The 25,575-nt window shown below is 60.2% G+C and carries 32 protein-coding genes; 19 read left to right on the forward strand and 13 right to left on the reverse strand.

All coding sequences use genetic code 11. The annotated features are described in order from the left end of the window. Positions 1-168: 168 nt before the first annotated feature. On the reverse strand, positions 169-2,031 hold the full coding sequence (locus NW860_RS07460; RefSeq protein ID WP_414513388.1) for an FAD-dependent oxidoreductase: 1,863 nt from the start codon (positions 2,029-2,031) through the stop codon (positions 169-171). 62 nt (positions 2,032-2,093) lie between these two features. Here NW860_RS07460 and metG point away from each other — a divergent pair, with 62 nt between their 5' ends. After that, positions 2,094-3,650, forward strand: coding sequence for a methionine--tRNA ligase (gene metG, locus NW860_RS07465; RefSeq protein ID WP_414513390.1), 1,557 nt, complete (start codon positions 2,094-2,096; stop codon positions 3,648-3,650). Here the strand turns inward: metG and NW860_RS07470 are convergent. Continuing rightward, positions 3,647-4,162 (reverse strand): hypothetical protein, encoded by a 516-nt coding sequence (locus NW860_RS07470; RefSeq protein ID WP_414406299.1) that lies wholly within the window; start codon positions 4,160-4,162, stop codon positions 3,647-3,649. The genes metG and NW860_RS07470 overlap by 4 nt on opposite strands. Next, positions 4,159-4,530: a YtxH domain-containing protein gene (locus tag NW860_RS07475; protein WP_414406298.1), complete on the reverse strand. Its 372-nt coding sequence runs from the start codon at positions 4,528-4,530 to the stop codon at positions 4,159-4,161. The genes NW860_RS07470 and NW860_RS07475 overlap by 4 nt, the downstream gene beginning before the upstream one ends. Before the next feature lie 148 nt (positions 4,531-4,678). On the opposite strand from NW860_RS07475, the gene deoC reads away from it, so the two are divergent. From deoC to rpaB, 3 genes are all read left to right on the forward strand, one after another. Further along, positions 4,679-5,380: a deoxyribose-phosphate aldolase gene (gene deoC / locus NW860_RS07480; RefSeq protein ID WP_414394546.1), complete on the forward strand. Its 702-nt coding sequence runs from the start codon at positions 4,679-4,681 to the stop codon at positions 5,378-5,380. Continuing rightward, a complete protein-coding gene (gene recO / locus NW860_RS07485) occupies positions 5,377-6,279 on the forward strand; it encodes a DNA repair protein RecO (RefSeq protein ID WP_414513393.1) in 903 nt (300 codons plus the stop codon). Before deoC ends, recO begins: the two co-directional genes overlap by 4 nt. A gap of 419 nt (positions 6,280-6,698) precedes the next feature. Then, on the forward strand, positions 6,699-7,439 hold the full coding sequence (gene rpaB / locus NW860_RS07490; RefSeq protein ID WP_414394542.1) for a response regulator transcription factor RpaB: 741 nt from the start codon (positions 6,699-6,701) through the stop codon (positions 7,437-7,439). Here the strand turns inward: rpaB and NW860_RS07495 are convergent. The 3 genes from NW860_RS07495 to NW860_RS07505 all read right to left on the reverse strand — a co-directional run bounded on the left by NW860_RS07495 (position 7,436) and on the right by NW860_RS07505 (position 10,721). Further along, on the reverse strand, positions 7,436-9,172 hold the full coding sequence (locus NW860_RS07495; protein WP_414513396.1) for a tetratricopeptide repeat protein: 1,737 nt from the start codon (positions 9,170-9,172) through the stop codon (positions 7,436-7,438). The genes rpaB and NW860_RS07495 overlap by 4 nt on opposite strands. A 106-nt stretch (positions 9,173-9,278) precedes the next feature. After that, entirely contained in the window at positions 9,279-9,479 is a 201-nt protein-coding gene (locus NW860_RS07500) for a DUF2811 domain-containing protein (RefSeq protein WP_414394537.1), read from the reverse strand. Positions 9,480-10,022: 543 nt separating this feature from the next. Further along, the gene (locus NW860_RS07505; protein ID WP_414394535.1) at positions 10,023-10,721 is read right to left on the reverse strand and encodes a RibD family protein; all 699 of its coding nucleotides are present in this window, start codon (positions 10,719-10,721) and stop codon (positions 10,023-10,025) included. A 50-nt stretch (positions 10,722-10,771) separates the two neighbouring features. On the opposite strand from NW860_RS07505, the gene NW860_RS07510 reads away from it, so the two are divergent. Next, positions 10,772-11,167 (forward strand): hypothetical protein, encoded by a 396-nt coding sequence (locus tag NW860_RS07510; protein ID WP_414394533.1) that lies wholly within the window; start codon positions 10,772-10,774, stop codon positions 11,165-11,167. 245 nt (positions 11,168-11,412) lie between these two features. Continuing rightward, positions 11,413-11,724, forward strand: coding sequence for an ATP-dependent Clp protease adapter ClpS (clpS, locus tag NW860_RS07515; protein WP_414394530.1), 312 nt, complete (start codon positions 11,413-11,415; stop codon positions 11,722-11,724). Here the strand turns inward: clpS and cobT are convergent. Further along, positions 11,673-12,800 carry a nicotinate mononucleotide-dependent phosphoribosyltransferase CobT gene (cobT, locus tag NW860_RS07520; protein WP_414513399.1) on the reverse strand — a complete coding sequence of 376 codons (1,128 nt, stop codon included), beginning with the start codon at positions 12,798-12,800 and terminating at the stop codon, positions 11,673-11,675. The genes clpS and cobT overlap by 52 nt on opposite strands. A 124-nt stretch (positions 12,801-12,924) precedes the next feature. Between cobT and NW860_RS07525 the strand changes: the two genes are divergently transcribed. The 5 genes from NW860_RS07525 (at position 12,925) to NW860_RS07545 (ending at position 16,511) form a co-directional block, all read left to right on the forward strand. Further along, positions 12,925-13,248 carry a DUF1825 family protein gene (locus NW860_RS07525; RefSeq protein ID WP_414394812.1) on the forward strand — a complete coding sequence of 108 codons (324 nt, stop codon included), beginning with the start codon at positions 12,925-12,927 and terminating at the stop codon, positions 13,246-13,248. A 31-nt stretch (positions 13,249-13,279) separates the two neighbouring features. Then, positions 13,280-13,696 (forward strand): Fur family transcriptional regulator, encoded by a 417-nt coding sequence (locus tag NW860_RS07530; protein ID WP_414425095.1) that lies wholly within the window; start codon positions 13,280-13,282, stop codon positions 13,694-13,696. 32 nt (positions 13,697-13,728) lie between these two features. Continuing rightward, positions 13,729-14,229 carry an AbrB family transcriptional regulator gene (locus tag NW860_RS07535; protein ID WP_414394523.1) on the forward strand — a complete coding sequence of 167 codons (501 nt, stop codon included), beginning with the start codon at positions 13,729-13,731 and terminating at the stop codon, positions 14,227-14,229. Positions 14,230-14,304: 75 nt separating this feature from the next. Next, positions 14,305-14,994 carry a chorismate pyruvate-lyase family protein gene (locus NW860_RS07540; RefSeq protein ID WP_414513401.1) on the forward strand — a complete coding sequence of 230 codons (690 nt, stop codon included), beginning with the start codon at positions 14,305-14,307 and terminating at the stop codon, positions 14,992-14,994. Between the two features lie 113 nt (positions 14,995-15,107). Beyond that, positions 15,108-16,511 (forward strand): serine/threonine protein kinase, encoded by a 1,404-nt coding sequence (locus NW860_RS07545; protein ID WP_414513403.1) that lies wholly within the window; start codon positions 15,108-15,110, stop codon positions 16,509-16,511. 3 nt (positions 16,512-16,514) lie between these two features. On the opposite strand, the gene NW860_RS07550 is transcribed toward NW860_RS07545, so the two are convergent. Next, on the reverse strand, positions 16,515-16,826 hold the full coding sequence (locus NW860_RS07550; protein WP_414425092.1) for a hypothetical protein: 312 nt from the start codon (positions 16,824-16,826) through the stop codon (positions 16,515-16,517). A 122-nt stretch (positions 16,827-16,948) separates the two neighbouring features. Next, entirely contained in the window at positions 16,949-17,245 is a 297-nt protein-coding gene (locus NW860_RS07555; protein WP_414513405.1) for a hypothetical protein, read from the reverse strand. Between the two features lie 307 nt (positions 17,246-17,552). On the opposite strand from NW860_RS07555, the gene NW860_RS07560 reads away from it, so the two are divergent. Genes NW860_RS07560 through NW860_RS07570 form a run of 3 tightly spaced genes read left to right on the forward strand, consistent with a single transcriptional unit; the run spans position 17,553 to position 19,606 of the window. Next, positions 17,553-17,882, forward strand: coding sequence for a phasin family protein (locus NW860_RS07560; RefSeq protein WP_414394511.1), 330 nt, complete (start codon positions 17,553-17,555; stop codon positions 17,880-17,882). Positions 17,883-17,930: 48 nt separating this feature from the next. Further along, on the forward strand, positions 17,931-18,536 hold the full coding sequence (leuD, locus tag NW860_RS07565; protein WP_414394509.1) for a 3-isopropylmalate dehydratase small subunit: 606 nt from the start codon (positions 17,931-17,933) through the stop codon (positions 18,534-18,536). Continuing rightward, a complete protein-coding gene (locus NW860_RS07570) occupies positions 18,515-19,606 on the forward strand; it encodes an SAM-dependent methyltransferase (RefSeq protein ID WP_414513407.1) in 1,092 nt (363 codons plus the stop codon). The genes leuD and NW860_RS07570 overlap by 22 nt, the downstream gene beginning before the upstream one ends. Here the strand turns inward: NW860_RS07570 and NW860_RS07575 are convergent. Then, positions 19,582-19,776: a hypothetical protein gene (locus NW860_RS07575; protein WP_414394503.1), complete on the reverse strand. Its 195-nt coding sequence runs from the start codon at positions 19,774-19,776 to the stop codon at positions 19,582-19,584. The two genes, NW860_RS07570 and NW860_RS07575, sit on opposite strands and share 25 nt — an antisense overlap. Before the next feature lie 133 nt (positions 19,777-19,909). Here NW860_RS07575 and NW860_RS07580 point away from each other — a divergent pair, with 133 nt between their 5' ends. Both NW860_RS07580 and NW860_RS07585 read left to right on the forward strand, forming a co-directional pair. After that, positions 19,910-20,143: a hypothetical protein gene (locus NW860_RS07580; RefSeq protein ID WP_414394500.1), complete on the forward strand. Its 234-nt coding sequence runs from the start codon at positions 19,910-19,912 to the stop codon at positions 20,141-20,143. A gap of 60 nt (positions 20,144-20,203) precedes the next feature. Next, a complete protein-coding gene (locus tag NW860_RS07585; protein ID WP_414513410.1) occupies positions 20,204-20,629 on the forward strand; it encodes an NfeD family protein in 426 nt (141 codons plus the stop codon). 20 nt (positions 20,630-20,649) lie between these two features. Here the strand turns inward: NW860_RS07585 and ndk are convergent, their stop codons facing one another. The 3 genes from ndk to NW860_RS07600 form a co-directional block, all read right to left on the reverse strand. Then, positions 20,650-21,105, reverse strand: a complete 456-nt coding sequence (gene ndk, locus NW860_RS07590; protein ID WP_414394494.1) for a nucleoside-diphosphate kinase — start codon at positions 21,103-21,105, stop codon at positions 20,650-20,652. Between the two features lie 87 nt (positions 21,106-21,192). Next, positions 21,193-21,864 (reverse strand): HupE/UreJ family protein, encoded by a 672-nt coding sequence (locus tag NW860_RS07595; RefSeq protein WP_414513412.1) that lies wholly within the window; start codon positions 21,862-21,864, stop codon positions 21,193-21,195. A gap of 49 nt (positions 21,865-21,913) precedes the next feature. Further along, a complete protein-coding gene (locus NW860_RS07600) occupies positions 21,914-22,426 on the reverse strand; it encodes a hypothetical protein (protein ID WP_414394490.1) in 513 nt (170 codons plus the stop codon). Positions 22,427-22,492: 66 nt separating this feature from the next. Here NW860_RS07600 and NW860_RS07605 point away from each other — a divergent pair, with 66 nt between their 5' ends. The 3 genes from NW860_RS07605 to NW860_RS07615 form a co-directional block, all read left to right on the forward strand. Continuing rightward, positions 22,493-22,813 (forward strand): MGMT family protein, encoded by a 321-nt coding sequence (locus NW860_RS07605; protein WP_414394488.1) that lies wholly within the window; start codon positions 22,493-22,495, stop codon positions 22,811-22,813. A 107-nt stretch (positions 22,814-22,920) separates the two neighbouring features. Further along, entirely contained in the window at positions 22,921-24,978 is a 2,058-nt protein-coding gene (locus NW860_RS07610) for a bifunctional metallophosphatase/5'-nucleotidase (protein ID WP_414513415.1), read from the forward strand. Positions 24,979-25,087: 109 nt separating this feature from the next. After that, the coding region (locus tag NW860_RS07615) for a hypothetical protein (protein WP_414513417.1) at positions 25,088-25,575 on the forward strand (488 nt) is incomplete at its 3' end.

The following is a 25,575-nucleotide window of genomic DNA, read 5'->3' on the forward strand; positions in this document are numbered from 1 at the left end:
TACGGACTCCGTCCCGCTTACGCGAACGGTGAATCAAGGACTAGAGGAGAGCCCTATGCTCCATAGAGCCGTGGCTGCCCACAGCGAAGGGCGGATCGTCTCCAGTCCCCAAAGTTCAACCCCAATGGCATCCATCGGCCAGCTTCCAACCCTGCCTTTCTAAACTAGCTAGCGGGATTGGGCCCAGTCGGTGGCAGTGATGGTGGTGCCAGGAAATTGAATGGGGTTGCCCAGGCTCTGGATCTGGGCCTGGAGGGCGGGCAACAGCTGCAGGTTCGAGAGCGGTTCCCGCAGGATCTCCGCCGGGATGAGATCCCGCGCCAGGGCAAAGTGAGCCGTGTGGCCGGCTGCCGTGCCGATGGCCCATTCCACGGGGTGCACTCGATAGGAGGCGCTGGCGATGCGGCTAGTGGCGATGTTTTTGCTGCCGGCCAAGAGGTTGTCGATGCGCTGTGGGATCAGGGCGCGCAGCGGGATCTGGTAGGGGTAGCTGGGGGCCTGGGCGTCTTGGTTGTGGCTGGGGGGCAGCGAAAAATCCGGCAGTAGACACTCGTGGAAGTCGATGGGGTACTGGCCCACCCCCACCGAGTCGTAGAAGATGAAGGGGCGACCGCGATTCAACTCCGATTCCCGCGTGGTGATATCCGACTCGTAGATGGTGAACCCTCCTGGATAGGAGACGCTGGGCTGCCCGATGATGCGCCGCGACTCGCGAATATAGGGGTACTTGGAAAGACCACTGGCAGTTCCCATGGGGCTGTTGGGCCCTTTGAGGTAGCGATAGCGCAAGTAAAAGTCTTTTTGAAAGTTGGGATCTGCCTGCTGCAACAGAAAGTCCGTCCTCCCCGCCACCAGCCAGTAGAAGAAGCCCTTGGCATGCTGCTCGGCCCGACGCAGGGCTTCCACCCGCAAGCCCCCCATCCAGCCACCCGGCTGCAGTTGGCCCGAGGCCTGCAGTTGCTCGTGGGTGAGGATGAGGTTCATCTCCGGCCCGGTGATGCGCCAGTCGTTGCCCCAGGTCCAGTTCTGCATGGACTGATCCCCCACCCGGATGGCCTCTTCCCCGAAGCCGAATACCTGCCCCCAGATGCGGCGATAGGTAAAGACCCTCCCGAAGTTAAAGCGCGGGTGTTCAAAGCTGTAGTAGGGGCCGTGCAGGGGATCGTCGTAGAACTCTGGCTTGATGGGCACCTGCGGCACAGCGGAGCGCTCTATGACAAAGGTGTAGGTAAACCCCTGGGTGCAATAGGGATCCCTGTAGGGCTTGGAGCTGGGCTCCCAGCGGCTTTCCCCATCCGTGCCGAGACGGTAGGGCACTCGCGCCAGGGGCAGCAGCTCGCCGGTTTCGGTAGCATCAATCACTATCCAAGGCAGGGTTTTTCCCTGCCGCTCGGGAGGCGGCTCAAAGTGCAGGATCTCCTTATCCCAGTCCTTCGTGGGCTCCCAGCGGTAGAAGTCCAAAAAATAGCTAGAGAGATCCCCCCGCTGCTCCGGCGCGACGCCAGCGTGCTTGGGGAGGTTGCGGATAGCCACTACCCTGCGGATCTGGTAGCCCTCAATCTTCAAGTCCTTCACCACTGTCTCCGTAAATAGCCGCAACTGCCCCGACTGCAGATAGGGATCCAACATCTCCCGGAGTACCTGATGTCCCACCTGGGGAGAAAAACAGAGCACGCTTACCCAGCACTTGCCGGGGTTGGGATCCCCGCCATACTTTTCCCGCACCCGGCGGCGAAACTCTCTGTAGCCTCGCGGGAAGATCTCGTTTTCCCGCTGTAGGGGCCGCTCGTCCAAAGCCGAGACCCCTTGGGCGCTCACCTGGCCGCCAATCCAGTCGGTAATTTCGGTCATGCACACCTGTCGCCCCAGTTGCAGGGCCTCGTAGGCCGCTGCCACGCCTCCCAGCCCGCCCCCAGCAATGAAAATCTCACAGGGGATGCGGGTTGCCGACACGGGCTGAGCTAGGGCCGCCCCGGCGCCCAAGATCCCAGCCCCCAGGACGCCGCAGCTCCATCCCTTGAGGGTGAACATCTTCTTCAGCCTGTCAGACTTTCCGGCAACTTTTATCATGGGGGAAAGCGCTACGAGGGCTCATGCCGGGTTCCACTTTCGTCATCACCACACCGATCTACTACGTCAACGCTGCCCCCCACATCGGCAGTGCCTACACCACCATGGCGGCGGATGCCATCGCCCGTTACCACCGCCTGCGGGGTAGGGAGGTGCTGATGGTAACGGGAACCGATGAGCACGGCCAGAAGATCCAGCGCACCGCTGAAGAGCGCGGCCTTCCCCCGCAGCAGCACTGTGACGAGATCGCGGCCCAGTTTGCCCAGCTTTGGCAGTTGCTGGACATCCGCTATGACCGCTTCATCCGCACCACTGACCCTCGCCACAAAGCCATTGTGCGGGAGTTTTTCCAGCGGGTTTGGGATCGGGGAGATATCTTTGTTGGGCGGCAGCAGGGGTGGTATTGTGTTGCCTGCGAAGAGTTTAAGGACGAGTCAGAGCTCTTGGAAGGTGGGTTTTGCCCGATCCATCCCAACAAAAAAGTAGAGTGGAAAGACGAAGAAAACTACTTTTTTCGCCTCTCTCGCTACCAGGAAAAACTAGAAGCTCTCTACGCGGAGCATCCGGAGTTCATTCAACCAGAAAGCCGCCGCAATGAGGTCATTAACTTTGTCAAGCAGGGCCTGCGGGACTTCTCCATCTCTCGCCCCAGCGTCTCGTGGGGGATCCCCTTCCCGGCGGATCCCAGCCAAACCCTTTACGTCTGGTTTGACGCCCTCATCAACTACATCAGCGCCGCTCTAGATCCCGAGGACGAGCCGACGCTGGAGAATGCTCTGCGCCGCTACTGGCCTGCCGACGTGCACCTGGTGGGCAAAGATATCGTCCGCTTCCACGCCATCTACTGGCCGGCCATGCTCATGTCGGCGGGGTTGCCTTTGCCTAGGCAAATCTTTGGCCACGGCTTTCTCACCAAAGATGGCCTCAAGATGGGCAAAAGCCTGGGGAACACGCTGGATCCCTTTGAGCTGGTGCAGCGATACGGCGCCGATGCCGTGCGCTACTATTTCTTGACCGAAATTGAGCTGGGCAAAGATGGAGACTTTAGCGAGGGCCGCTTCGTCGAGGTACTCAATGCCGACCTAGCCAACGACCTGGGGAACCTGCTCAACCGCACCCTCGCCATGCTCAAAAAATACCAACCTGACTACCGCATTCCCGCCGTCGAGATCCCTCCGGATCATCCCCTCAAAACCTTGGCTGAGCGCCTAGCCCCGACAGTGGCTGACGCCTACGAGCGGCTGGATCTCAGCTCGGCTGCCCGCAAGGCCCTCAGCCTGGCCCAGGCCAGCAACAAATACCTAGATGAGCAAGCTCCCTGGACGTTGCATAAACAGGGGCAAAGCCAACGGGTAGCGGAGATTCTCTATGCCGTTCTAGAAAGCGTGCGCTGGGTGGCGGTGGCCCTTTCGCCCATCATTCCCAACCTCAGCCTCAAGATCCTGCAGCAACTGGGGTTCCCCCTCACCGACATTACTCAACTGCGCTGGGATCCCGATGCTCGCTGGGGCCAGCTTCCCCCTGGTCAAGAGCCTCAGCCCCCTGTGCCTGTCTTTCAGAAAATCCTCAGGAACGCCTAGGACTTGGCAGCATTTGCTTGGGAAGGTTGGGCAGCCGCTTGTCCTCCCTTTGGTCTTAGCCGCTCGGCCAAAGGAGGGGCATCCCTTCGGGAGAGAGGAGGAGCTGCACCCGAGCGCAAGCGAGGGTTGCTCACCTCAGCAGGAGGAGCTCCATGGGCAAGAGTCTGCCAGGCCGCTCGTACTCCCGCCCAAAAGCTGCGAACATTGACTTGGGCATCCCGGGCTTGGGTACGGGCTCCTTCCAGGGAGCGGCTGACCTGCTTCACCACCTGACCCGCCCCTTTCACCCCCTCGTCAAGGCTGTCGGCAATCTCGCTCACTTCCAGGCTCGTCAGGCGCAGAGCCTCTAGAGTGGGCGGCAGCTCCCGCAGCAGCGTATCGAAGAAGCGCTCCACACTCTGGGCGGCTCGACCCAGTTGAATGACGGCAGGCAGCAGGGTCAGGATCACCGCCAAAATGGCCACTGCCACCAGGCCTACCGAGAGGCCAAGCCAAAAGACCGGATCGCTCATCCCGCCGTCTCCTCTCCATCGCCGGCTTCCAAATCAGCTTCTTCCCCTCCAAGGGAACGCGAGTTTTGGGCTTGGAGCAGCTCCTTTCGCTTCTGCAACATGGCCTCCTTCCCCACCACCACTGCCTGCTGTAGCCGCAGCAGGGCCTCATCCAAACTGCGTTGAGCAGCGTCGAACAGTTTCTCTGACTGATACTGCAAGCTGCTGGCTACATCCTCTGCCACTTCTGGCAGCGCCTCTGCCGATTTTTTCAACAGTCGCCGCGTCTCCCGTCCGCTGCGGGGGGCTAGAAGCAGGCCAATGAGCGTGCCCACCGCCGTTCCCAACAGCAGCCCACCAATAAACGCGCCAGTCCGGTTTTCCGCCATGCCTTGCCAGAGTTGGTGGATACAAGTGGCCCCCCAACCAGACTATCAAAAAAAATCTGCTACCCTGCTCTGCCCAAAAAGGCCAAGTCGCGGCTGGGCTGCTGGGGGCTAGAGTAGAAATGGCGCTGTGGAAACTACCCAACAACCCATGGTCTCTTTAGAGCCCAAAGGCCTGGCGGAAAGGCCAATCAACTTGGCAGAGTACATCGACCACACGCTGCTGCTGCCTATGGTTACCCCGGAGGAAATTGAGGAGGGGTGCGAAATTGCCCTGCGCTACGGCTTCCCCACCTTTTGCGTACCTCCCTGCTATGTGCCGCGGGTGGTTGAGCGGCTACACGGGTCGCCAGTACGGGTAAGCACGGTGGTGGGGTTTCCCCTGGGTACCAACACAGCGGAGGCCAAACTCTACGAAGCTCAACTGGCTGTGGAGCAGGGATGCCAGGAACTGGATGTTCGCATTAACCTAGCCTGGCTCAAGGCGCGGGAGCTGGATTGGCTCCATGCCGAGATTGCCCAAATTGTGGAGGAGACGGGAGTTTGCGTCAAAGCCATTTTGGAGACGGCCCAGCTCGATGAGGAGGAAAAAAAGCTGGCTGCGGAGATCTGCATGGATGCGGGAGCTGCCTTTTTGATGACCTCCACCGGCTGGATGGGAGGGGCAACCTTGGCAGATGTGCAACTGCTGGCGCAGCTTAGCCGGGGCCGAGTGGGGGTGAAAGCTTCAGGCGGCATTCGCACTCTGGCTCAGGCAGAGGCAATGATTGCCGCAGGAGCCACCCGGATCGGCACCTCTTGGGGGTTGGAGCTAATGCAAGAGCTGCAGGCTAGGGAAGCTGGCAGAGCATGAGCGGGCAAACCTACCGGGTTACCGGCATCACTCTCAAAGGCATCCCCTTGGGGGAGTCGGATCGGGTCATTACCATCCTAACTCGCGAGCAGGGGTTGGTGCGGGCAGTAGCCAAGGGATCCCGCAAGCCGTCTTCCAAGTGGGGAGGGCGACTGGAGCCCTTTGTCATTAACGACCTGCTGCTTGTTCGGGGGCGGTGGTCAGCTCAAGCCGATGCCTCCCAGCGTCTGCAGCGCATTGTCCAGGCAGAAACCCTGCAGAGTTTTCCCCGTCTGGGCCGCAGCTTGGCCCACCTCACAGCCGGCCAGTACCTGGCAGAGGTGGCTTTGCTGTTGGCCCTGCCAGATCAGGCTCAGGAAGAGCTGTTTGTGCTTTTGGTAGAACACTTGCAGCGCATCGAGCAGGCCCCTACACAAGAGGCAGTTCTGCCGCTCCTTGTCCATGGGCTCTACCACCTTTTGGCGGTGGGGGGGGTTGCCCCCTCGCTACAAGCCTGTTGCTCCTGTGGGTGGGAGTTGGCGGACGAGGTCTTCTTCTGTCCCAACCTGGGCGGCCTGATCTGCGAGCCCTGTCAGAGAGCCCAGCAGCCCACCTCCCTTGCCCGGCTCTCCAGTGCCGTCCTGCAGGCCCTGGGATCCCTGCCCAACCCCACCTTGCCACCGCTGGCCGACAGAACGTTGCCTTTGACCGCTTGGCTAGGGGCAGAGCGCTTGCTGCGCCAAATTTTGGAGCAGCATGCCGAGCGAGAAATCCGGTCTGCCCGCCTGCTAGCTGGCTGTTACCCTACTGCCGGCGCTGCAGTTGTCTTCCCCACTGCAAACGACCAGGGATCCCCCCTTGCCCCAACCTTTTCTGAGGGCAATTCCAAAAGAATTGGCGGCCGGCTGAAGAAGTTGTGAAGAAATGTATCAAGTTGAGCCGAATGGCGGCAGAATAGAGCTCTGGGGTGGATTAAGTAGCTGCTTCCAGATGATACACTAGGTTCTATGAGGTAAATTCTTAACAAGGTTAACAAGGGCTTCTCAGCTTTAGCCGCGGTCAGCTGCGAGGGTTTGCAGAGAAAGCAACAGCTAAAGGGAAGGAAAGCCGGTGTCTTTCCAACCTATTGCCAAACAGGCCTTCTGAGTTCCTTAGTGGGGGGTGTCCTGGGCTGCAGTTTCTATTTCTAAGCATGGGTTTGGCAGCTTTCCGTGGGGAGGCCGAGTCTGCTTGTCCAGAAACATCCCTCCGTCACCTGCTCGCCGGTGGCAGGAGGTAGCCTTCATCCTAACTTTTCCAAGCCAAGTTATTAGAAGTGAAGTACAGGAGTTGCAGCACTGTGGAAGCCCAGCGTAAAGAACGAATTCTCGTGGTTGATGATGAGGCTAGCATCCGCCGCATTTTGGAAACTCGCCTCTCGATGATCGGCTACGAGGTGGTTACTGCAGCCGACGGCGAAGAGGCACTGCAGGTCTTCCGCAAGCAGCATCCCGACCTGGTGGTGCTGGATGTCATGATGCCAAAGCTGGATGGCTATGGGGTCTGTCAAGAGTTGCGCAAAGAGTCCGACATCCCCATCATCATGCTCACGGCTCTGGGGGATGTGGCCGACCGCATTACTGGGTTGGAACTGGGGGCGGATGACTACGTGGTCAAGCCTTTTTCACCCAAGGAGCTGGAGGCCCGCATTCGCTCGGTGCTGCGGCGGGTGGCCCGGTCTAGCCATGAGGGGATCCCTAGCTCTGGGGTTATCCAGGTTGGGGATCTTTGCATTGATACCAACAAGCGCCAAGTTTACAAGCGGGGCGAGCGCATCCGCCTGACGGGAATGGAGTTTAGTTTGCTGGAGCTGTTGGTCAGCCGCTCGGGGGAGCCGTTTTCCCGCGCCCAGATCCTGCAAGAGGTATGGGGCTATACCCCAGAGCGCCATGTGGATACGCGGGTGGTGGATGTCCACATCTCGCGGCTGCGGGCTAAGTTGGAGGATGACCCAAGCAACCCTGAGCTTATCCTGACAGCCCGCGGTACTGGCTATCTGTTTCAGCGCATCGTGCCAAAGGGAGAAAAAGGAGAGGGCTAAGAAGGGATCCCTGTCAAGTGCTCCTTCAGGGCCCTTCGCATCTGCTGTAGCGGTTCAACCCAGTTGCCGCGGGCTTCTTGGCGAAATAGGCGCATTACGCCGGGGTACCAGGGGCTATCTTGTCGCTGCAGCAGCCAGCGCCAATCGGCTGCAAAGGGCAGTAGAACCCACACGGGCTTGCCCAGCGCCCCAGCTAGGTGGGCAACGGCGGTATCGACGCTAATCACCAGATCCAACTGGGCAACTGCCCTAGCAGTATCAACAAAATTCCGGAAACGAGATCCCAGCTCCACCACCTGGTGCTGCTTGAGGAGGGGTTCTAGCTGGCTTAGATCTTCACCCACCTGCAGGCTAACCCACTGCACCTGAGGCAGATCAAGGTACTCGAGAAAGAGGTTGAGGGGACAGCTTTTTAACCTCTGCACCCGGTTGAGGGCAAGATCGGCGCGGCGGCCACTGGTCCACACCAGCCCTACCTTCATCCCCTTCTGAGGAACCTCAGGCCATTCTTCTGGCCATCCGGAGCTCTCCGGGGGACAGACCAGGTAGGGAAGACAGGCAGGGATTGTCTCCAGAGTGGTGCCTAGGCGATGGGGCAGGCTGAGCAAGGGCAGGTGCCAGTCGAAGGGAGGCAGGGGATCCGTCTCCGAAATAATCTGAACCTGAGGAAAGGAGGCCCGCAGCAGCTCGACTAGAGATGGCGGGCAGCGAAAGTAGAGGGAGGCCTGCGGATGGGCTGCAGCCAAAAGTGGCAGGTAGCGCACAAACTGGATGGTGTCCCCCAAACCTTGTTCGGCGTAGATGAGCAGAGTCTGCTGGCCCAAGGGGGATCCCGTCCACAGAGGCTGGGGAAAGCGGGGGTAGGCCGCCCCCTGGCGCTGCAGCCGCCATTCGTACTCCCGCCACCCCTCCTTGTAGCGGCCTAGGGTGAGCAGGGCAGTGGCCAGGTTGTAGTGGATCTCCGGCGAATCAGGGGCTAGTTGCAAGCCCCGCCGATAGGACTCAAGGGCGGCCTCGAGGCAGTTTTGCTCTTGCAGGATCGTGCCCAAGTTGTTGTGGGGCTGAGCATCCTTGGGCAGCAGCAGGATGGCCTGTTGCAGGCAGTCGGCTGCTTCCTCCAGACGATCTTGCAGGTGGAGGCAGTGGGCGAGGTTGACGAGGATCCGCCCCTCCTGGGGCAGCAGGGCAAGGGCTTGGCGAAACCAGCCTTCAGCTTCCTCAAGCTGGTTCTCGAACATCAGCGCATTGCCTAAGGCGGCTAGAGCATAGGGCTGGGGAGGGTGCGCTGCCGCAGCCTGGCGCAGGACTGCAATTGCCCGCTGCCGCTGCCCCAAGGCCAGCCAACAACTGCCCAGCCGAAACAGCAGTTGCCCATTGCCGGGAGCAAAGGCCAACCCCTCCTGATAGGCGCGCGCTGCCTCCGCCGGGTCGCCCAGCAGCATCCAAGCATCGCCCAGCTCCTGCCAGGCAGGCACCCAGTCCTTCTGCAGGTGTACAGCCAACTGTAGGGGGGTCAAGGCTTGACGGGGATCTCCCATTTGCAGATAGAGGGATCCCAGCAGCGCTTGGGCAGCAGCCAGGTGCGGATGGGCGCGGGTGAGCTGTCGACAAAGGCGCAGCGCCGCCCCCAGATCCCCTGCTTGTCGGTGGCGCTCGACCAAAGCCAGAGCCGCCTCTGGGGAGGGGAAAGAGGGCAGGCTGGCTCCTTGTCCTAAGTTCTGAGGCCCAGCCACCTGCCGCTTGCCTTTCCCTCGACCAAAGCCCTGTGGCACGGCTTGACCTACCGGGGTTAACAGGACGTTCCCAATAGCCCTAAGTTGGGATTCCGACAGCCTTAGCCTAGTTGCGGCGAAAGAGGCTGTCTAGGTAGATGCGCGCAGCGCGCCGATCGGCATCTCCGCTTTGGAGCAAGAACAGCGAGAGGGCTGCTGTTACAACCCGATCTTGATCCCAGTCGGGATGACGAGAGAGGTAGTTTTTGAGGGTCTCGTGGAGCTCCTTGGGAATTTCGCTCGAAATGCTGACGGTAGGAGAATCCATAGCTCAACCACCTACCTAAAGTCAACACTCAAACAGTCGCAACAAAAAGAGTCTCTACCCTGGGCCACAGCTAAGCCGGCCTAGGAAGGAATTGAACAAGCTAAGCCAGTCCTCTAACTTGGGTACCTCAAAGACCGCACGGGCTCCTCAAGAAACGGGGTAAAAGGGCTTGCCCATTGGCCGCCTGCAAGCGGCTGAGGAGGTCCTAGCAGCTGCCGGGGAAGCCTCCTCCTCACCTCGGGTGGGGCTATTCTGCCCTCTACCCTAGGGGGGATGTCAATCCTAGGCGGGAGTATCCAACAGAACCAGAGCTCTCCCGTGGCCTTGATGGGATCGGAAAAAGCGGCGCGATCCCGTTACGTTTCTCAAGGTGTAATCGCGTGAACCTTAGCAAGGGCAACTTTTCCACAGAACCCTTCGAGGCGGCTTCTAGAGCGAAAGACGTTGTAGAAAACAACCCGCCTGCCTGTGGAAAGTCTGGGGAAAACCTGTGGATTTTTGGGAAATCTCAATGTGTCCAAAAAAATTTTCTCGACTGCTCCCTCAGCTCCACTCAACTCGATAGTGCAAAAACAGCTCTTGGGAACCGCGGCGGCACTCAAGCAACTCCAGGCGGGGCGGGGATCCCTGCAGTTGCCAGCCCTCGATGCTAGCCGGGGCATCAGCGTAGCCACTCAGCAGCACTGGCGCCAGCGTCACCCACAGCTCATCCAAGGCTTGCGCCTGCAAAAACGCCCCCAAGAGCCGCCCCCCGCCCAGGAGGCCCACCCGTTCGATCCCCCGCTGCCGCAGGCGGGCTAGGCGAGCGGTCAAATCCCAATCCGCGGCCACCCAGATCTCGGCAAAATCGGGCCGTCCCTGCCACTGGCGAGAGCCCGCCGGCGTCGTCCACAGCCAGCGAGTGAGGGGCTGGCGAAAAAACGGCAGCTCTTCCGGAATCTCGCCGCTGCCGGAACAGATGATCGTCAGGGGCTGAGGGGGGAGACCCTGTGCAATTCGGCGTTGGATGAGCTCCGGATCCCGCAGGCGGAGAGCAGTGCCGTAGGCCCGCAGCGTGGCTGCCCCCATGATTAAAGCCTGTTGCCGAGCAGCTTGGGTTTCCAGGTGCCGATAGTCTTCAGGGCTAGGGAAATGGGGCCTTTGCCCGCGGTGGGCGGCGAGCTTGCCATCCAAACTTTGGGCCAAGATGGCCACCAAGTGGGGACGAGGGGCTTTCAAAGGCAGATCTCTAGCAATCAGCACAGGATAGACTCAGGGGTATTGACCAGCCTGTGCCCTGGCTCCAGGGTTATATGCTAGGAACGCTCCAGTCCTCCACTATCCGCATCGCTGTCGAGGCCAGTTCCTCGACTCTGCAGCGTTGCCTAACAGAGGTGGAACTTCTGCAGCAGTGGATTTGGCCGCAGCAACTGCAGGGATCCCTTCCCCCCAAGCTAGAGCAAGGCAGCACCTTTGCCGCCCAGTGGGGCCCTATCTCCATCCTGCACCAGGTGGAAATCCTGCTGCCCCAACGGCTGCGGCTGGTGATGTGGGGTGGTGCCGATGGCTACTGCGACTGGCGGTGGGGGAACGGCTGGGTGCAGTTGCGGGTAGAGGCCGTCTCGCTCCTGCCCCTAGGCTTGGGCCACCTGCTAATGCTGCGGCAGCTGCAACAGTTTGCCCAAGGCCAAGAACGACGGCCCTCTTAGGGCTTGATGTGCTGCCAGAATCCGCGTGATATTTAGCGCTTCCGCAAGAGCCCTAGCTGCAAACTGGTGCGGGAATCCGCAGGCAGGCGCAGGCTGACCATAGCTACAAAACTGGCTAAAAATAGCTAGTAGTAGTAATCACAAGCAGGCGGCTTTCGCAGCTTGGCTTGAGTGGTCAAGCGGCCGCTTCTGGAAGCTGGGCTATTGGTTACAAGCACCTAGAGGTTGTCTCACCCTGAGCTGCTATGACCGCAATCACAGAAACTCCAACCCGTGCTTTGGAGCAGTTGTCTTCGATAACAGGGCGGATTCGCAAGCCCTACCCAAACTACAAAGTGATCGTCCTAGACGACGATATCAACACCTTCCAACACGTTACCGAATGCTTGCTCAAGTACATCCCCGGCATGACTTTGCCCTTGGCGCGGCAACTGACCATGCAGGTGGACAGGGAAGGGCAGGCCGTTGTCTGGGTCGGCCCACAGGAGCAAGCGGAGCTCTACCATCAGCAGCTGCTGCGGGAGGGTCTGACGATGGCTCCGCTGGAGCCGGCCTGAAGCAGTAGGTGCTCGTAGCTGCGCTCAACGGCAGCCAATAGCTCTGCCTGACCCCAGCCAGCATACAGGCTACTGGCAATCGCTAGGCCGCCAGCCCCTACTCCCTCTTTGACATAGCCTCGCTCATAGGCTTGAAGAGAGGAGTAGCGACTCTGGGCAAAGCTTAGTTGGGTGGCCAAGAGGCAGACATTGCCCAACAGCTCCGCCAGAGCCACTGTGTTGCCAGAGGGATCCTCCGCCACCCAGCGGGTGGTGCCTACCACCACGTTTTCAGGGGGCCAGGGGATCCCTTCCTCTTCTCCCCAGCGCCGCATTAGGGCCAGCACTGCCAGCATTTGCGTTCCTCCCGCCAGCAGCACCGGCCCCCGCTGGGCTACTGCCATGGCTAACCCGGCGATGAAGGGTTGCACGGGATCCCCCACGGCAGCCACTACCTCTGGCGCAGGGGCAGTGGGGGAGAGATTGGCTAGACCCCGCTGGGCCAAGGCCAGCTTTTGGGCGTGGTTACAAACTGGATGGCTGCTGTTGACCATGCCGTTTGCCTGCCAGCCCAGCCCTAGCAGCACCGCCAGCGCTGTTGCAGTACCGCCGGCCACGCACTCTCCGACGACCCAGTAGCTGGCTTCCAGTTGGGATCCCCGCTCATACCCCTCCTGCCACAGGGATCTCACCTGTTCCACGGACAAGGCCTGGCCGGTGCTCAGACAGCGGGCTGGCCCTCCAGAAGGCACCTTCTCTGCGCCTGGCAAAGGCTCTAGCAGACCACAGTCGAACACGCGGCAGGGGATCCCTAGCTCGCTTAAGATGGCGCGGCTGATGACCACCGGCGAGGGATAGCCCTCGGGCGAGGTGGGCAAGCGGCAAGAACGGCCGGTCAGCAGCACCTCCCCATCAGCCAGGGCGGTGTAGCGCCGCAGAGAGGGCGTGGCGCCAGCAGCAGAGATGCCTGGAATAAGGGCTGTTTCCGTAAACCCCAGGCAGGCCAAAAACAGAGGCCGGGATCCCTGCACCCGTTGGCACCACTGCTGGGCCAAAGCCGGCTGAGTGTAAGCCTTAACACAGGGAAGGAGGAGCATAGCCAATAATTACCTGCAGGACGGGATCCCGTACTGGCCAGAAGATAGCAACGCCTGCATTCCCCAAGGCAATCGGATAGGATAGGTATATCGAATGTCGTTTGTTGGGGGCAAGGGGAAAGCCATGGGCTTCTTCGACTCGGAGATTGTTCAGGAAGAAGCTAAGCAACTGTTTCGGGATTTCCAAAACCTGATGCGACTTGGCGAGCGCTACGGTCAATTTGACCGGGAAGGCAAAAAGATCTTTATCCAGCACATGGAAGAGTTGCTGGAGCGCCAGCGCATTTTCATGAAGCGGCTGGAGCTTTCCGACGATTTTATGGCCCAACTGACCATTAAGCAATTGCAAACCCAACTGGGAGGGTTAGGGCTCTCTCTTAGCCAAATGTTTGACCAAATGCACCAAACCCTGGAGCGCATGAAAGCTGAAGCCGACGCTGAGCGCTGACTCTCCCAGTAACCCCCAAGGGAAAAGGCTCATGTCCTCCTCCCGCCAGACCCGCAACCGCAAATTGATCCTGGAGGTGTTGGAGCAAAGCGAGCGGCCCCTCTCGGCCCAGGAGATTTTCCTGAAGCTGCGCAATGCCAACCACACGGTGGGCTTGGCCACTGTCTATCGGGTCTTGGAGGCGCTGCGCAACGAGGGCAAGCTGCAGGCCGTCCACTTGGGGGATCAGCAAACCTACTACCAGCTTCTGCCCAGCAACGGCCACAGTCGCCATCACCTGATCTGCACTGAATGTCGGCGGGTGGTGCCTCTGTCAGGTTGTCCCGTGGGGGATCTAGAGGAGCAGATTGCCAGCCGTTACCAATTTGTTATCGAGTACCATGTGCTTGACTTCTACGGCATCTGCGCTGAATGCCGTGGAGGGAGCAGGCCCAACCCCAACTGCTAGTCATCCTCTTGCCTTGAGGCCAAGCCGCAATGATGAGCTATCTCTGGACGGTGTTGATTGGGTTGGCAGGTGCCTTGATTGCAGTCAAGCTGAGGCTGCCAGCAGGAGCTCTAGTAGGCTCGATGGTGGCAGTCGGCTTGGTCAATGTCTGGGGGGCCATCCCGATTCCCACTCCTCCACCTGGAATCCGCTTTGTCCTGCAGGTGATACTGGGTATTCTCTTGGGCAGTAAGCTTACCGCCGAGACATTGCTCGCCCTCAAGGATCTGTGGCGGCCAGCCCTAGTGTGTACCGTGATTGCGGTGAGCACCGGCGTTCTATCGGGGTTTTTGATCTCCCGCTGGTTGGGGATCGAGCGCCTTACTGCCATCTTGGGCACGGCCCCAGGGGGTATCTCCGATATGAGCTTAATTGCCCTGGACATGGGGGCCCAGGCCAGCACGGTGGTAGTTATGCACCTAGCTCGTCTGATTAGCGTCATCGTGGTCGTCCCCTGGGTGGTGCGGCTGCTGATTCAGCCGGGCACGAGCTAGGAAAGTCCTCGGAGGGGAGAGGGGGAGTGGGCTAGACTAGGGGTCGATACAGAACTTCACAACCGCACCGCCATCTTGGAACTTTCTCCCCCTCTCTCCATCGACCATGCTCCTGGGGCAGTATCCCCTTGGCCCTCGGCTGGCTCTGCCAAGGAGACTTTCCTAGGCAACATGGGTCAAGCCGAGTGGTGGCCGCTGCGGTTGCAGTGGCAGGGAGAGGCTGACCCCCTTCAGCCGGAGCTGCTAGGGGTGGATCCCTTGTTGCGGTTGTTGCTGCTGGGGGATGGCTTGACCACTCGCAATCTGGCCACTCTGACCCTGGAACCAATTCAGGCCCATCTGTTAGATACGGCCCAGGTCGAGCTGCTGGCCGAGCAAAGCGCTGTCCCCAAGTCCATGCCACAACTGGCTAGGGATCTGGCGCGGCTGGGGTCCCCCTTGATGCGGCGGCGGGTTTGGCTGGGCGGAGCGGCCTCGCAACAGCCCTTGCTCTATGCCACCTCTTGGTGGAACGCGGAACATCTGGCTCAATACTTGCCCCATCCCGATTTGCCCATCGGCCAAAATCTAATCCAAGAAAAACTGGAGACCTTTCGCGAGGTGCGTCGCCTCTACTACGGCGAAGCTGAGCCCATTGCCCGGCTGCTCAACTGTCCTGGCCCTTTCTGGGCTAGGCATTATCTTTTGCTGCACCGAGGCCAACCTTTGACGGTTATTTACGAAGTTTTCTCCTCGCGCCTAGGGGCCAAGTTTTTGACCGGCTAGGGCAAATCCAACGGCCCACGGCTGCCCTTGGTGCCGTTAGCCTGCTGCAGGTGGGTTTGGGTGAGCGGCTACTATGGAGCTGAGCAAAAAAAGGGCCCCAGCAGCAAAGGAGTATGGCTTCAGAGCTTCCCGTTTTGCGCCAGCGGTATCAGCTGGAGCGGCGGCTGAGCAAGCGCAGCGGCAGACACACCTACCTGGCACGGGATCTCCTCACCTCAGAGCCAGTTGTGATCAAGCTGCTCCTGTTTGGGCCGGATTTCAACTGGGACAATCTGAAGCTGTTTGAGCGGGAAGCCCAAGTCCTACAGACCCTCTCCCACCCAGCCATTCCCCGGTACCGCGATTGCTTTGAGATTGCTCTGAAAGGGGGGCGCGGCCTGGCGCTGGTGCAAAGCTACATCGAGGCTCCCTCCCTGCAGGAGTGGATGGAGCGAGGGCGGCGTTTTGCTGAGCCGGAGGTGCGCGACTTGGCGCAGAAGCTGCTACGCATCCTCATCTACCTCCACGAACTCCATCCGCCGGTCATCCACCGGGCTCTCAAGCCCAGCAACATTCTGTTGGCAGCCGACGGGCAGGTGTACCTGGTGGATTTTGGCTCTGTGCAGGCGGCTGCCCCCCGGGAGCAGGGATCCTACACTGTGGTGGGAAGCTACGGCTACATGCCCCTGGAGCAATTTGGCGGCAGAACTGTGCCCGCCTCCGATCTCTACAGCCTGGGTGCCACCCTGATTCACCTGCTCACCGGCCAACACCCGGCGGACTTGCCCCAGGAGGGAGCCCGGATTGTGTTCGAGCAAGCGGTGCACCTGAGCCCGCCCTTTCGCGACTGGCTGCGGTGGATGACGGAACCTTTGGCGGCAGATCGTCCCGCTTCCGCCCGGCAGGCCCTGGAGGCGCTGGAGCATTTGGATCGTCGTCCCGCCTTGATTCCCTCAGACGCAGCAGCAGTCCCTCCTCGACAGCCAGCAGGCAGCCGGATTCAACTGCACAAGTCCGAACAGACCTTTCAGGTGGTGATCCCGGCCCGGAAAACCGGTGTTTTGGTGTTGCTGCTTTCCGCCATCGTTTGGAACTCCGTCATCGTCAGCACCTTTTCCACTTCCACGATCACGTGGGTTGTGCCTGCGCCTTTTCCGGAGAATTTGGTGGTTGGCCTGTTCACCCTGCCCTTCTGGAGGGTGGGGTTGGGGATGGTGGGCGGGATCCTCTACGGTCTATTCGGCAAAGTCCACCTACGGATCGACACAAAATACATTCGCCTGGCTCACGAGGTGTTTGGCCTGAGGTTTCGCAATGTTCCCCCCAGTCGGCGATGGGATATTGACCGGCTAGAGCTGATTCCGCGCCATACCCGACAGGATTCCGATGGGAATTGGGTGGAGGTAAGCCCACAGTTGAACATCTGGGCAGGCATCCGCAAGTACGAGCTAAGAGATCTGCAGGAGCCGGAGTTGGAGTGGCTGGCCGCGGAGCTGAGCCGTTGGCTGAAGATCCCGGTTGAACGGCAGAAGGTGTAGTTGTCAATCCAAGTAGGCACTCAACTCCTGCTCCAGTGTGGGCAGTTGCACCTCTCCCTGCTCCAGCTCTTCCAAGTCTTCCAGTTGTTTGCGCAGGCGGGCAATCCGCTCTCGGAGATACTCTTTGATGCCCTTGGCCCCCAGACTAAGGCAACTGCGGCAGATCTCGCCATAGATTTGGCCGCGGTCGTTGTAGACTACCGCCAGCAGCACCTGCTGCCCCTTCCTCTGGATAGGGGTGACCCATCCGCCGCAGATAATGCAGGGCACGCGGCCATTGCCCGCGTAAATGCTGCGTTCCCAGACAATTTTCACGCTCGGCCTCGCTAGACTTTTGCCCACCAGGATAAAAACTGCAAGGGATCTCTTGCCAGCCTAAATCCCTTCCCCTCTCCCTCAAGGAGAGCAGTTGGGGATGACGGCAAGATCGCTGGTGTCTAGGCGTTGGGTTGGGCCGGCTGGCTGGGCCGCGAGCGATCGATGGTGCGGTAGGTGAGGCTGGCTGCTACCTCTAGGGCTTTGGCAGCGTCGCGGAAGTAAAACCCCAGCTCCTCATCTTTCTCCGTGCGGTTGGGCTTATTGAGCTTGGCCTTGAACTGCACATTGCAATACATGGCCAACCCCACCAAAACCTCGGACAAACCATGCTGGTTGATCAACCGTTCCAGATCCGTAAGCAGGCTTTTGATCAGGGCATTGGCTACCGGTTCTGGCAAACTGTCCAGGTCGTGCATTGGGTTTCCTCAGCAAACGAGATAGTAGTGGGATCCCGGTCCCTTACTCCTGATCTTCCCGCATCTTTTGGGGAATGCTCAACGCTGTTGCTAGCGCTTTGGCGTTTTCACTGCTCGAGAAAGCAGGGATTCCTGCAGGCGCTCCGCGCTGCCAGCAACAGTTCTGGGCCGAAGCCCAAGTACTCTTTTGAGTTGGCAGAGGCCATTTGTTATGATGGCAGAAACCGTCCTGAAGAAGGGGGCTGGAAATCCGGTCTTTGGTCATGGAGACCCGTGCCGTTGGTCAAGCGTTCTCGGGAGGGCAGCATTGGACAACAACAGTATCTTACGTCAGCTCTTGCTCGTGGGCGTTGGCACCACTACGCTGCTAGCGGAGCAGTTGAAGAAGGCTGCCGATGAGCTGGTGCAAAAGGGGCAGCTTAGCTCAGAAGAGGCCTCTAACCTCCTCAACAACCTGCTCAACCAGGTGAAATCTGAACAGAGCAACCTGGAATCCTACGTGCAGCGGCAGGTGCGCAACGTTTTGCAGGACTTAGGCGTGCCTTGCCAGTCGGAAATGGACGAGCTGCGCGGGCGGTTGGATCGCCTGGAGCGACAAGTGCGCAACTTGGAGAACCAGCTCTACCGCCGCTTCTGACCGTTAGCCAATCTCTAGGCTGAGGCTGAAGTTCCCGCAAGAGTTTGCATGGCAAGCGAAGTTTTAAGCATCACAGGCCGAGGGATCCCGCTGGTGGGCAATGACATTGACACCGACCGGATCATCCCGGCCCGCTTCCTCAAATGCGTCACCTTTGATGGCTTGGGCCAGCACGTGTTTGCTGACGACCGCGCCCAAGCGGCTGGCCAGCACCCCTTTGACCTGCCTCAGTACCAGGGTGCGGAGATTTTACTGGTCAACGCCAACTTTGGCTGTGGCTCCAGTCGAGAGCATGCCCCCCAAGCCCTGGCCAAGTGGGGGATTCGAGCCCTCATTGGCGAAAGCTTTGCCGAGATCTTTTTCGGCAACTGCCTGACTCTAGGGATCCCCTGTGTCACAGCGCCTGCGAGCGTGATTCAAACTCTCCAAGAGGCAGTGGCCAGAAACCCAGAGCTCCAGTTAACGCTGGATCTCCTCAACAAACAGGTGCGCTGGGAAGACAAAGCCGCCGCCGTCGAGATCCCCCAGGGGGCTTGGCAGATGCTGGTGCAGGGCACTTGGGATGCCACGGCGCAGCTGCTAGCTGCCCGCGACCGCATTCAGGAGGTAGCTGCCTCTTTGCCCTACCTGCGATGGCAGCGAGGAGCCCGCTGAGCAGGTCGCTTTCCCCTGCTACCCACCAGTGGCTGGGCAGCGCTGACCCAAAGTTTCTGGATCTGGCAAGGCGGGAAATCGTGGCTGCGGATCCAGAGGCCGTCGTCCAGCTCCTTCCCGAGGCCACGGGGTTGATGTGGGTGTGCAGCCGGCGTTCCTTTGCCGACCTTGCCCAGAGCTGGCAGGCCAACCCACCTATTTTTTTGCGCCACATCTGTCCCATCCAGCGGGAGCTTTGGCTGGACGAGGGATCCCTGGCAGGACTCCGCCTAGATGAAGAGCTGCTGGCCGCCATCAACCCGGCCCTCAGCTTTTCCGTACAGACGCGCCTATTTGGCAAGCTCAACTTCAAGCCCTTTCAGATCAACGAAGCCCTGGCAGCCCAGGTAGTGGCGGCAGTGGGATCGCCGCTGCAGGTCAGGGATCCCCAACAGGTGATCTCGGTGGTGATCCTGGCTAACTCGACAGGGATCCGAGTTTGGCTAGGCTTGTCGCTGGCTGAGCAAAACCTCTCCAACTGGGCGGGCGGCATCCATCGCTTCCGCCGCGATCCCAGTCAGATTAGCCGCTCTGAGTTCAAGTTGCTGGAAGCCATCCAGGTGTTCCACATCCCTTTGCAGCCAGGAGGGCGGGCTTTAGATCTGGGGGCAGCGCCAGGGGGATGGTCGCGCATCCTGCGCCTCTACGGGCAGGAGGTAACAGCGGTGGATCCGGCGGCATTGGACGAGCGTCTCCACTCCGATGCCGGCATTTGTTACCATCGCCTCAGCGCTCAAGCCTACCTGGCCCGCTGTAGGGAGCGGTTTCACCTCATCCTCAACGACATGCGCCTGGATGGCCGCACCTCTGCCCACCTGATGACAGCCTTTGCCCCTCATCTGGAGCCAGAGGGGGCAGCCCTGATGACCTTAAAACTTCCCTCCCGCCGCCGCCTGCGGGTGCTGCAGCAAACGCTCGATATCCTAAGCAGCACCTTTGCCGTGGTGAGGGCACGCCACCTGTTCCATAACCGCAGCGAAGTCACCCTCTACTTGCGAAAGGGAGCTCAATCGGCGGTTTCCACTACCTGAATTTCCCGGTGCAGCACCTTCTCGCGGATGGACTCTAGCAAGCGCAGCTCCTCGGGGGAGATTTTGCCATCGGAGCGGATAGCGCTGACGATTTGCTCCAACTCGGTGCGGGTTAACTTCCTATCTTCTAGGGCCTGCTCTACTAGGGCCTGCAGTTGTGCAAACTCCATGGAATTGCTGCTCCTCTTGAGCGGCTCTCCTCACCCCCTCTACCCTATCCCCGCCAGCTCTGATCCCCGGCAAGCGCAAGATTCTCTTCAGGTATCCTAAAGAGAAGATGAAACCGCAAGAGAGGAAGACCCTATGGCTGGCCCGGATCCCCAGAGCTTTGAGCACGACTGCGCCACGCTGTGCCGGGATGGATGTGTCCTGGGCGAGGCCTGCCCCCACCGAGAGGCAGCCCGTCGAGCGGTGGACTTCATCATGAATACAGACTGGGAGACGCTCATGCGGCTTGCCGAGTCCAGGAACCTGCCCAAGACTCCTCCCCAGGAAGATCCCTTGCAGTTTTTGGAGAACTACCGCCTAGGCGGCTAGTCCCTGCCCAGCCTCCAGGTGCCGCGGCTCATAATAAACGTAGTGGGATCCTTGGGCTCTATGGTATGGCCTTGGCTTGCCTTTGGCTTGCTTCTGGTTGCCTCTGAGCTGTTTTTGCCGGGGCTGGTGGCTGGTCCAACGGGTGTGGCGGCGCTGGGAACTGCTCTTTTGGCTTATTGGGGGCTGCCGGTTTGGGCCCAGTTCTTGGCCTGGGTGCTGCTCTCGATTGCGCTGATCCTCCTCAGCCAACGCCTGGTACCTAAGGGCCCGGCCCAGTTGGAGGATATCCTGAAAGAATCGCGGGAAGCGCGGGCAGTTACAGCCATTCCGCCAGGGAAGCAGGGGCGAGTCTCCTATCTTGGCTCCACCTGGAACGCCAAATGCAGTATTCCTGACGTGGAGATCCAACCCGGCCAGGAGGTATACGTGGTCGATCGCAAGGGCAATACCCTCATTGTGATGCCAACCCAGCTGTTTGAATCTTGAGGCTTGGAGCTCTCTGGCATTTAGGGCTCCTCGTAAATCCAGCTTTGGGCAGCAGGGATCCAGTTCACCAGCTCGGAATCTCGGAACCAGAGGGCAATCTCCCGCTGGGCGGTTTCCGGGCCATCAGAGCCATGGACAAGGTTGCGGCCAATGTCAATACCAAAGTCGCCGCGGATGGTGCCTGGCTCGGCTTCTAGGGGATTGGTTTTGCCGATTAGCTTACGAGCAGCAGCAATCACCCCTTTGCCCTGCCAAACCATAGCCACCACCGGCCCCGAGGTAATAAACTTTACCAAACTGGGGAAGAAGGGGCGCTCCCTGTGTTCAGCATAGTGGGCTTCTGCCAGCTCTTGGCTTACCTGCACCAGCTTCAGGCCTACCAATTGGTAGCCCCGACTTTCCAGGCGCTGGATAATGGTGCCCACTAGACCCCGCTGCACGCCGTCCGGCTTGATGGCGATAAAGGTGCGCTCCATGGGATCTCCCCTCGTTTTACAGATCTTCACCGTTATCCTTGTACCGGATCGGGGATCCCGAGCGCAAGGGAGCAAAATTAGCGCTTTTTACGCGCCCACCACTGCCAAGATCAGGAAGGCAGCCCCCACCACTGTAATCGCCCAGCCGGCCCAGCGAGTTAAGCCAGGGATCCGCAACCCCCAGCGTTCTGCTGCCCAAAGGGCCAGGAGAGCTATCCCATACTGGACGGTGCTCAACCCCAGTAGATATCCCACCCAAGGCATGGGTTGGGCGCCGATAATGGTTTCGGCGTAGGCATAGCCATGGAATAGCCCCGCCAGGGATCCCCCTATTAGCAAGAGCCAACTTGGGATCTGCCGCGGTTGCACCAGCAGCAAGCCGAAGAGAACCACGGAAGAGGCAATGGCTAGCTCCGTCAGTCCCAGGGGATCCCAGCCGGCCAGGTGGATCCCAGTGCCCACCAGACCTGCCAACACAAAGCCCAAAGGGATCCCGTAGCGCCAGGGCTGCCCCGCCGCCACAAGACCGATGGCCACGACGAAGGCCAGGTGATCCAAGCCAATGACAGGGTGAGCCAGCCCGGAGAGAAATCCCTCCCAGGCTGTTGCCGGCAGTCTCCCCCCCAGGGCGTGGTGGGCAAAAGCCGGCGAAAAAAACCCCGTAACTGCCAGTGCACCCCCAGCAGCAGCAAAGCTGGGGATCCCTTCCTTCCGCCACCGCCTAAGCGGCGATGGGACTTGCTGCCACAGCCAAGACATGCTTTTGGACCTCCCTGAGTTCTCTCAATAGCTGCCCAGATCTCCCAGTCTAGGGGCGCTCTCTGTACCCCTGCAGGTTCTCCGGCTCAAACTGGCGCAAAATCCGCGTGGCCTCGCGGAGGCGGGTTTCATTCTCTTCCTCCACAATGAGTACGTACTTACCCGCATTGAGGCGGTTGCGGTAGGCCAAGGCATCGCCGGAGCCACTGGTCAGGCCCACCCCGCCCCCCACAAAAAAGCTGCCCATGGCCCCGCCCAGCGCACCCAACAGGCCGCCGATCAGATGGTTGCCTATAGGTCCCGCCCAGGCAAAGGTATCCAAACCACTCAAGACGCTGAACCCCACCCCAGCCAAAAAGCCAAAGGGCACTAGCCAAATGGCCAGGCGCTGCATCTGGCGGCGCGCGGCTTGGGCCGGGTCGATTAGCCCAAACTCATCCGCAGTTTTGTAGCCTCGCCCCAGTAGGTGCAATCGCTCCAGGGGGAAACCGGCCTGTTCCAGGGCGCTGTAGGCCGCCTCGGCAGCCAGGCGATCCGGCAGTACCGCAATTAGGTAGCTCATAGGTTAAAGGGTCGGTGCCCGTCATCAGCCAATTCCATTGTCTACAGAGTTTAGGGAGGGATCCCTGTGAGCCTCTACCAGCGCTTCTATGAAGTCGTGCGGCGGATCCCGCCGGGGCGTGTAGCTACCTATGGGCAGGTGGCGCGGCTTGCCGGCTGTCCTGGCTATGCCCGACAGGTGGGCTATGCCCTGTTTCGCCTGCAAGGTCAAGAGACCGACATCCCCTGGCACCGGGTAATCAACGCCCAAGGGCGCATTTCCTACTCCCCCTTTCGCCTTGGCTACGACGACTTGCAAAAAGTCCTACTCCAAGCTGAAGGGATCCCCTTTGACGCCGAAGGTCGGGTGGATCTGCAGCAGTTTGGCTGGGATCCCCGGGAAGCTTAACCTGCGCTTGACCTAACCTTAAACAGGTCATAGCGAAATCTCCTGTCCAGCCTTGGTAACGTGAATGCGGATGCGTCCTCTCTTGGGGATGGAGTGAAGGAATTGTCATGAAACCAGCTTGCCGTGCTCGAGGGGCTGCCCCTGCTGAGGGAGGGCTTCCAGCTTGGCTGAACGCTCTGGCCAAGTTCCTGCGGGTTGGGCTGTGCTGCTTGCTGCTGAGCCTGGCCAGCGCCTGCGGTACCACCGACAGTAGCTCAGTTCCTCCAGCCGGCGGCGGGGCAGGGTTTATCGCCTCAGATCCCAACGTTAGGCTCTCCTCTCAGCCGCCCGCTTTTACCCTGCAAATCCTACATGCCAGCGACTTGGAAGCCTCGATCGCTGCCGTACAAGATGCGCCGCGCTTCTCGGCGGTGGTGAACGCTCTGCGCCCCCAATTCCCAAATACGGTGGTGCTCTCCAGCGGCGACAACTACATTCCCAGCCCCTTCTACAACGCCAGCGCGGATCCCTCGCTGCGGGGCCGGTATGACCGCACCCCTGGCAAAGCCGACATGGAAATCCTCAACGCTATCGGTTTTGAGGCGGCTGCCTTTGGCAACCACGAGTTTGACCAAGGCACGCGCCAAATTCGCGACTTGATCCGACCCGACACCAGCCGCGGCTACGCAGGTGCCCGCTTTCCCTATTTGAGCGCCAACCTCAGCTTCAGCGGCACTGGCGAGTTGGCCAGCTCTGACTTTGCTGCCGATGGCCAAGAGGCCAGCTCCATCCGCGGCAAGATCGTCAAGACAGCGGTGATTACCGTGGGAGGAGAGCGAATCGGCCTGGTGGGGGCCACGACCACGCGCCTAGCTGCTATTTCTAGCCCCGGCCCTGAGGTGAGGGTGGAAGGCAGGGTGGACGACACCGACCAGGTCAATGCTGCCCTCATCCAAAACTTCGTTAACCAACTCACTGCGCAGGGCATCAATAAGATCATCCTCCTAGCCCACCTGCAGCAACTCCAGAATGAGGTGACCCTGGCCACCCAGCTGCGGGATGTCGATGTCATCATTGCGGGTGGCTCCCACCGCGTCCTTGCCAAGCCCACTGACCGCCTGCGCCCTGAGGATGTGCGCACGGGCGACTACCCCATTCTGCGCACCTCGGCTAGCGGTCAACCGGTGGCAGTGGTGAACACCGGCGCCAACTACCGTTACGTGGGCCGCCTGGTGGTTAGCTTCGACGCCAACGGGGTGATTGCCCGCATCGATCCAGTGAGCGGCGCCTATGCCACCGATGACCAAGGGGTGGCAGCCGTGCGCGGCACTCCCAATCCCGAGGTGGTGCGGATCGCCAACGAAATCGGCAGCATCATCCGCGCCAAGGATGGCCGTACCTTTGGCTCTACCACCCAATTCCTCAACGGCTTGCGGGCCGAGGTGCGCACTGAGGAAACCAACTTGGGCAACCTCACGGCTGATGCCAACTTGGCCTACGCCAGAACTGTTGACCCCACCACCGTCATCTCCCTCAAAAACGGCGGCGGCATTCGCGCTCCCATTGGAGCTACCAGCGGCGGCGGCGGCGGCGAGCCAGTACGGCGGATCCCTCCGGTGGCCAACCCTGAGGCTGGCAAGCAGGCGGGCCAAATTTCGCAATTGGATATTGAAACTGCCCTTGCTTTCAACAACGGCCTGTCCTTGGTGACTGTCACCGCCGAGGAGCTCAAGCAGATAGTAGAACATGGGGTGGCCCAAACCCAGCCGGGAGCTACACCAGGCCGCTTCCCGCAAATTGGCGGCTTTGCCTTCAGCTTCGATCCCTCGCGGCCACCGGGATCCCGCGTCATCTCCCTGCGGGTGGATACGCCCAGGGGCCCGGATGTGGTGGTGCGCAACGGCCAGTTGCAGGGAGATCCCCGCCGTACCTTCCGCATGGTGACGCTGGACTTCTTGGCCAACGGTGGGGATGACTATCCCTTCCCGCGCCTGTCCAACCCCAACCGGGTGAACTTGGCCCCCGGCTCCGGCCTCACCTTCGATACCCCTGGCAGCGAGCAGGACGCTCTGGCTCGGTACTTGCGGCAAATCGGCGTGTTTACTCAAGCCGACACCCCGGCTGCCCAGGATACCCGCATCCAGAACCTCTCGGTGCGCCAGGATACGGTGCTGCAGGGTTTGTAGTCGGAGCCGGTTCAGGCACGCTGCCCCTTCCCTAGGTGGGGAGGGGGTTAGCGTTGGATTGGAATTACACTACTATCGAGCAAAACCCACCTTCCCTCCCCTCGCCCCCATGACCCTGGAAACGTTTTTTACTCAGCTCAACGACAACGGCTCGACGATTGCCCTCTTGCTCTTTGCTGCCCCCTGGTTGGTTTGGGTTCTCTGTCACTGGATCCCTGGGCAGTGGGAAGAGCCGTTTCTGCTCAGCCTAAACCTCGGCTTGGCAGCGGTAAGCCTTGTCCTCTGGGCGGGTTACTTGGCCTACGCCACCAACACAGCCGGCTGGGCAGCGGTGGTGAAGCAGGCGAATATGTTCCTGTTGCTGGTTCCTCCTTACTATTTCCTCGCCTCCATCTGGGTGGCCCGCCAGCGCATGCCCCTCTCGCGGGTGCCAGCTTTTCGCACGCTGCAAGGGATCGGCCTTTTAGCGGCAGCCTATCTGATTTTTTCTTGGCTCAGCCGCCGGGTTTATGTTGTCTTCTTTTCCTTCCTACCCTTCTCGACTTTCCTGTGGATCCTGGCGGGGCTGTTGGGGGTAGCCTACATTGGCTATCGCCT

Source organism: Synechococcus sp. F70.1 (assembly GCF_047502745.1).
Lineage (GTDB): Bacteria > Cyanobacteriota > Cyanobacteriia > Thermostichales > Thermostichaceae > Thermostichus.

What these genes read in the sequence shown, in the direction of transcription:
- NW860_RS07460 (WP_414513388.1), bottom strand. Translation starts at nt 2,031, where the DNA reads ATGTTCACCCTCAAGGGATGGAGCTGCGGCGTCCTGGGGGCTGGGATC.
- metG (WP_414513390.1), top strand. Translation starts at nt 2,094, where the DNA reads ATGCCGGGTTCCACTTTCGTCATCACCACACCGATCTACTACGTCAAC.
- NW860_RS07470 (WP_414406299.1), bottom strand. Translation starts at nt 4,162, where the DNA reads ATGAGCGATCCGGTCTTTTGGCTTGGCCTCTCGGTAGGCCTGGTGGCA.
- NW860_RS07475 (WP_414406298.1), bottom strand. Translation starts at nt 4,530, where the DNA reads ATGGCGGAAAACCGGACTGGCGCGTTTATTGGTGGGCTGCTGTTGGGA.
- deoC (WP_414394546.1), top strand. Translation starts at nt 4,679, where the DNA reads ATGGTCTCTTTAGAGCCCAAAGGCCTGGCGGAAAGGCCAATCAACTTG.
- recO (WP_414513393.1), top strand. Translation starts at nt 5,377, where the DNA reads ATGAGCGGGCAAACCTACCGGGTTACCGGCATCACTCTCAAAGGCATC.
- NW860_RS07500 (WP_414394537.1), bottom strand. Translation starts at nt 9,479, where the DNA reads ATGGATTCTCCTACCGTCAGCATTTCGAGCGAAATTCCCAAGGAGCTC.
- NW860_RS07510 (WP_414394533.1), top strand. Translation starts at nt 10,772, where the DNA reads ATGCTAGGAACGCTCCAGTCCTCCACTATCCGCATCGCTGTCGAGGCC.
- clpS (WP_414394530.1), top strand. Translation starts at nt 11,413, where the DNA reads ATGACCGCAATCACAGAAACTCCAACCCGTGCTTTGGAGCAGTTGTCT.
- cobT (WP_414513399.1), bottom strand. Translation starts at nt 12,800, where the DNA reads ATGCTCCTCCTTCCCTGTGTTAAGGCTTACACTCAGCCGGCTTTGGCC.
- NW860_RS07525 (WP_414394812.1), top strand. Translation starts at nt 12,925, where the DNA reads ATGGGCTTCTTCGACTCGGAGATTGTTCAGGAAGAAGCTAAGCAACTG.
- NW860_RS07530 (WP_414425095.1), top strand. Translation starts at nt 13,280, where the DNA reads ATGTCCTCCTCCCGCCAGACCCGCAACCGCAAATTGATCCTGGAGGTG.
- NW860_RS07535 (WP_414394523.1), top strand. Translation starts at nt 13,729, where the DNA reads ATGAGCTATCTCTGGACGGTGTTGATTGGGTTGGCAGGTGCCTTGATT.
- NW860_RS07545 (WP_414513403.1), top strand. Translation starts at nt 15,108, where the DNA reads ATGGCTTCAGAGCTTCCCGTTTTGCGCCAGCGGTATCAGCTGGAGCGG.
- NW860_RS07555 (WP_414513405.1), bottom strand. Translation starts at nt 17,245, where the DNA reads ATGCACGACCTGGACAGTTTGCCAGAACCGGTAGCCAATGCCCTGATC.
- leuD (WP_414394509.1), top strand. Translation starts at nt 17,931, where the DNA reads ATGGCAAGCGAAGTTTTAAGCATCACAGGCCGAGGGATCCCGCTGGTG.
- NW860_RS07570 (WP_414513407.1), top strand. Translation starts at nt 18,515, where the DNA reads ATGGCAGCGAGGAGCCCGCTGAGCAGGTCGCTTTCCCCTGCTACCCAC.
- NW860_RS07575 (WP_414394503.1), bottom strand. Translation starts at nt 19,776, where the DNA reads ATGGAGTTTGCACAACTGCAGGCCCTAGTAGAGCAGGCCCTAGAAGAT.
- NW860_RS07580 (WP_414394500.1), top strand. Translation starts at nt 19,910, where the DNA reads ATGGCTGGCCCGGATCCCCAGAGCTTTGAGCACGACTGCGCCACGCTG.
- NW860_RS07585 (WP_414513410.1), top strand. Translation starts at nt 20,204, where the DNA reads ATGGTATGGCCTTGGCTTGCCTTTGGCTTGCTTCTGGTTGCCTCTGAG.
- ndk (WP_414394494.1), bottom strand. Translation starts at nt 21,105, where the DNA reads ATGGAGCGCACCTTTATCGCCATCAAGCCGGACGGCGTGCAGCGGGGT.
- NW860_RS07595 (WP_414513412.1), bottom strand. Translation starts at nt 21,864, where the DNA reads ATGTCTTGGCTGTGGCAGCAAGTCCCATCGCCGCTTAGGCGGTGGCGG.
- NW860_RS07600 (WP_414394490.1), bottom strand. Translation starts at nt 22,426, where the DNA reads ATGAGCTACCTAATTGCGGTACTGCCGGATCGCCTGGCTGCCGAGGCG.
- NW860_RS07610 (WP_414513415.1), top strand. Translation starts at nt 22,921, where the DNA reads ATGAAACCAGCTTGCCGTGCTCGAGGGGCTGCCCCTGCTGAGGGAGGG.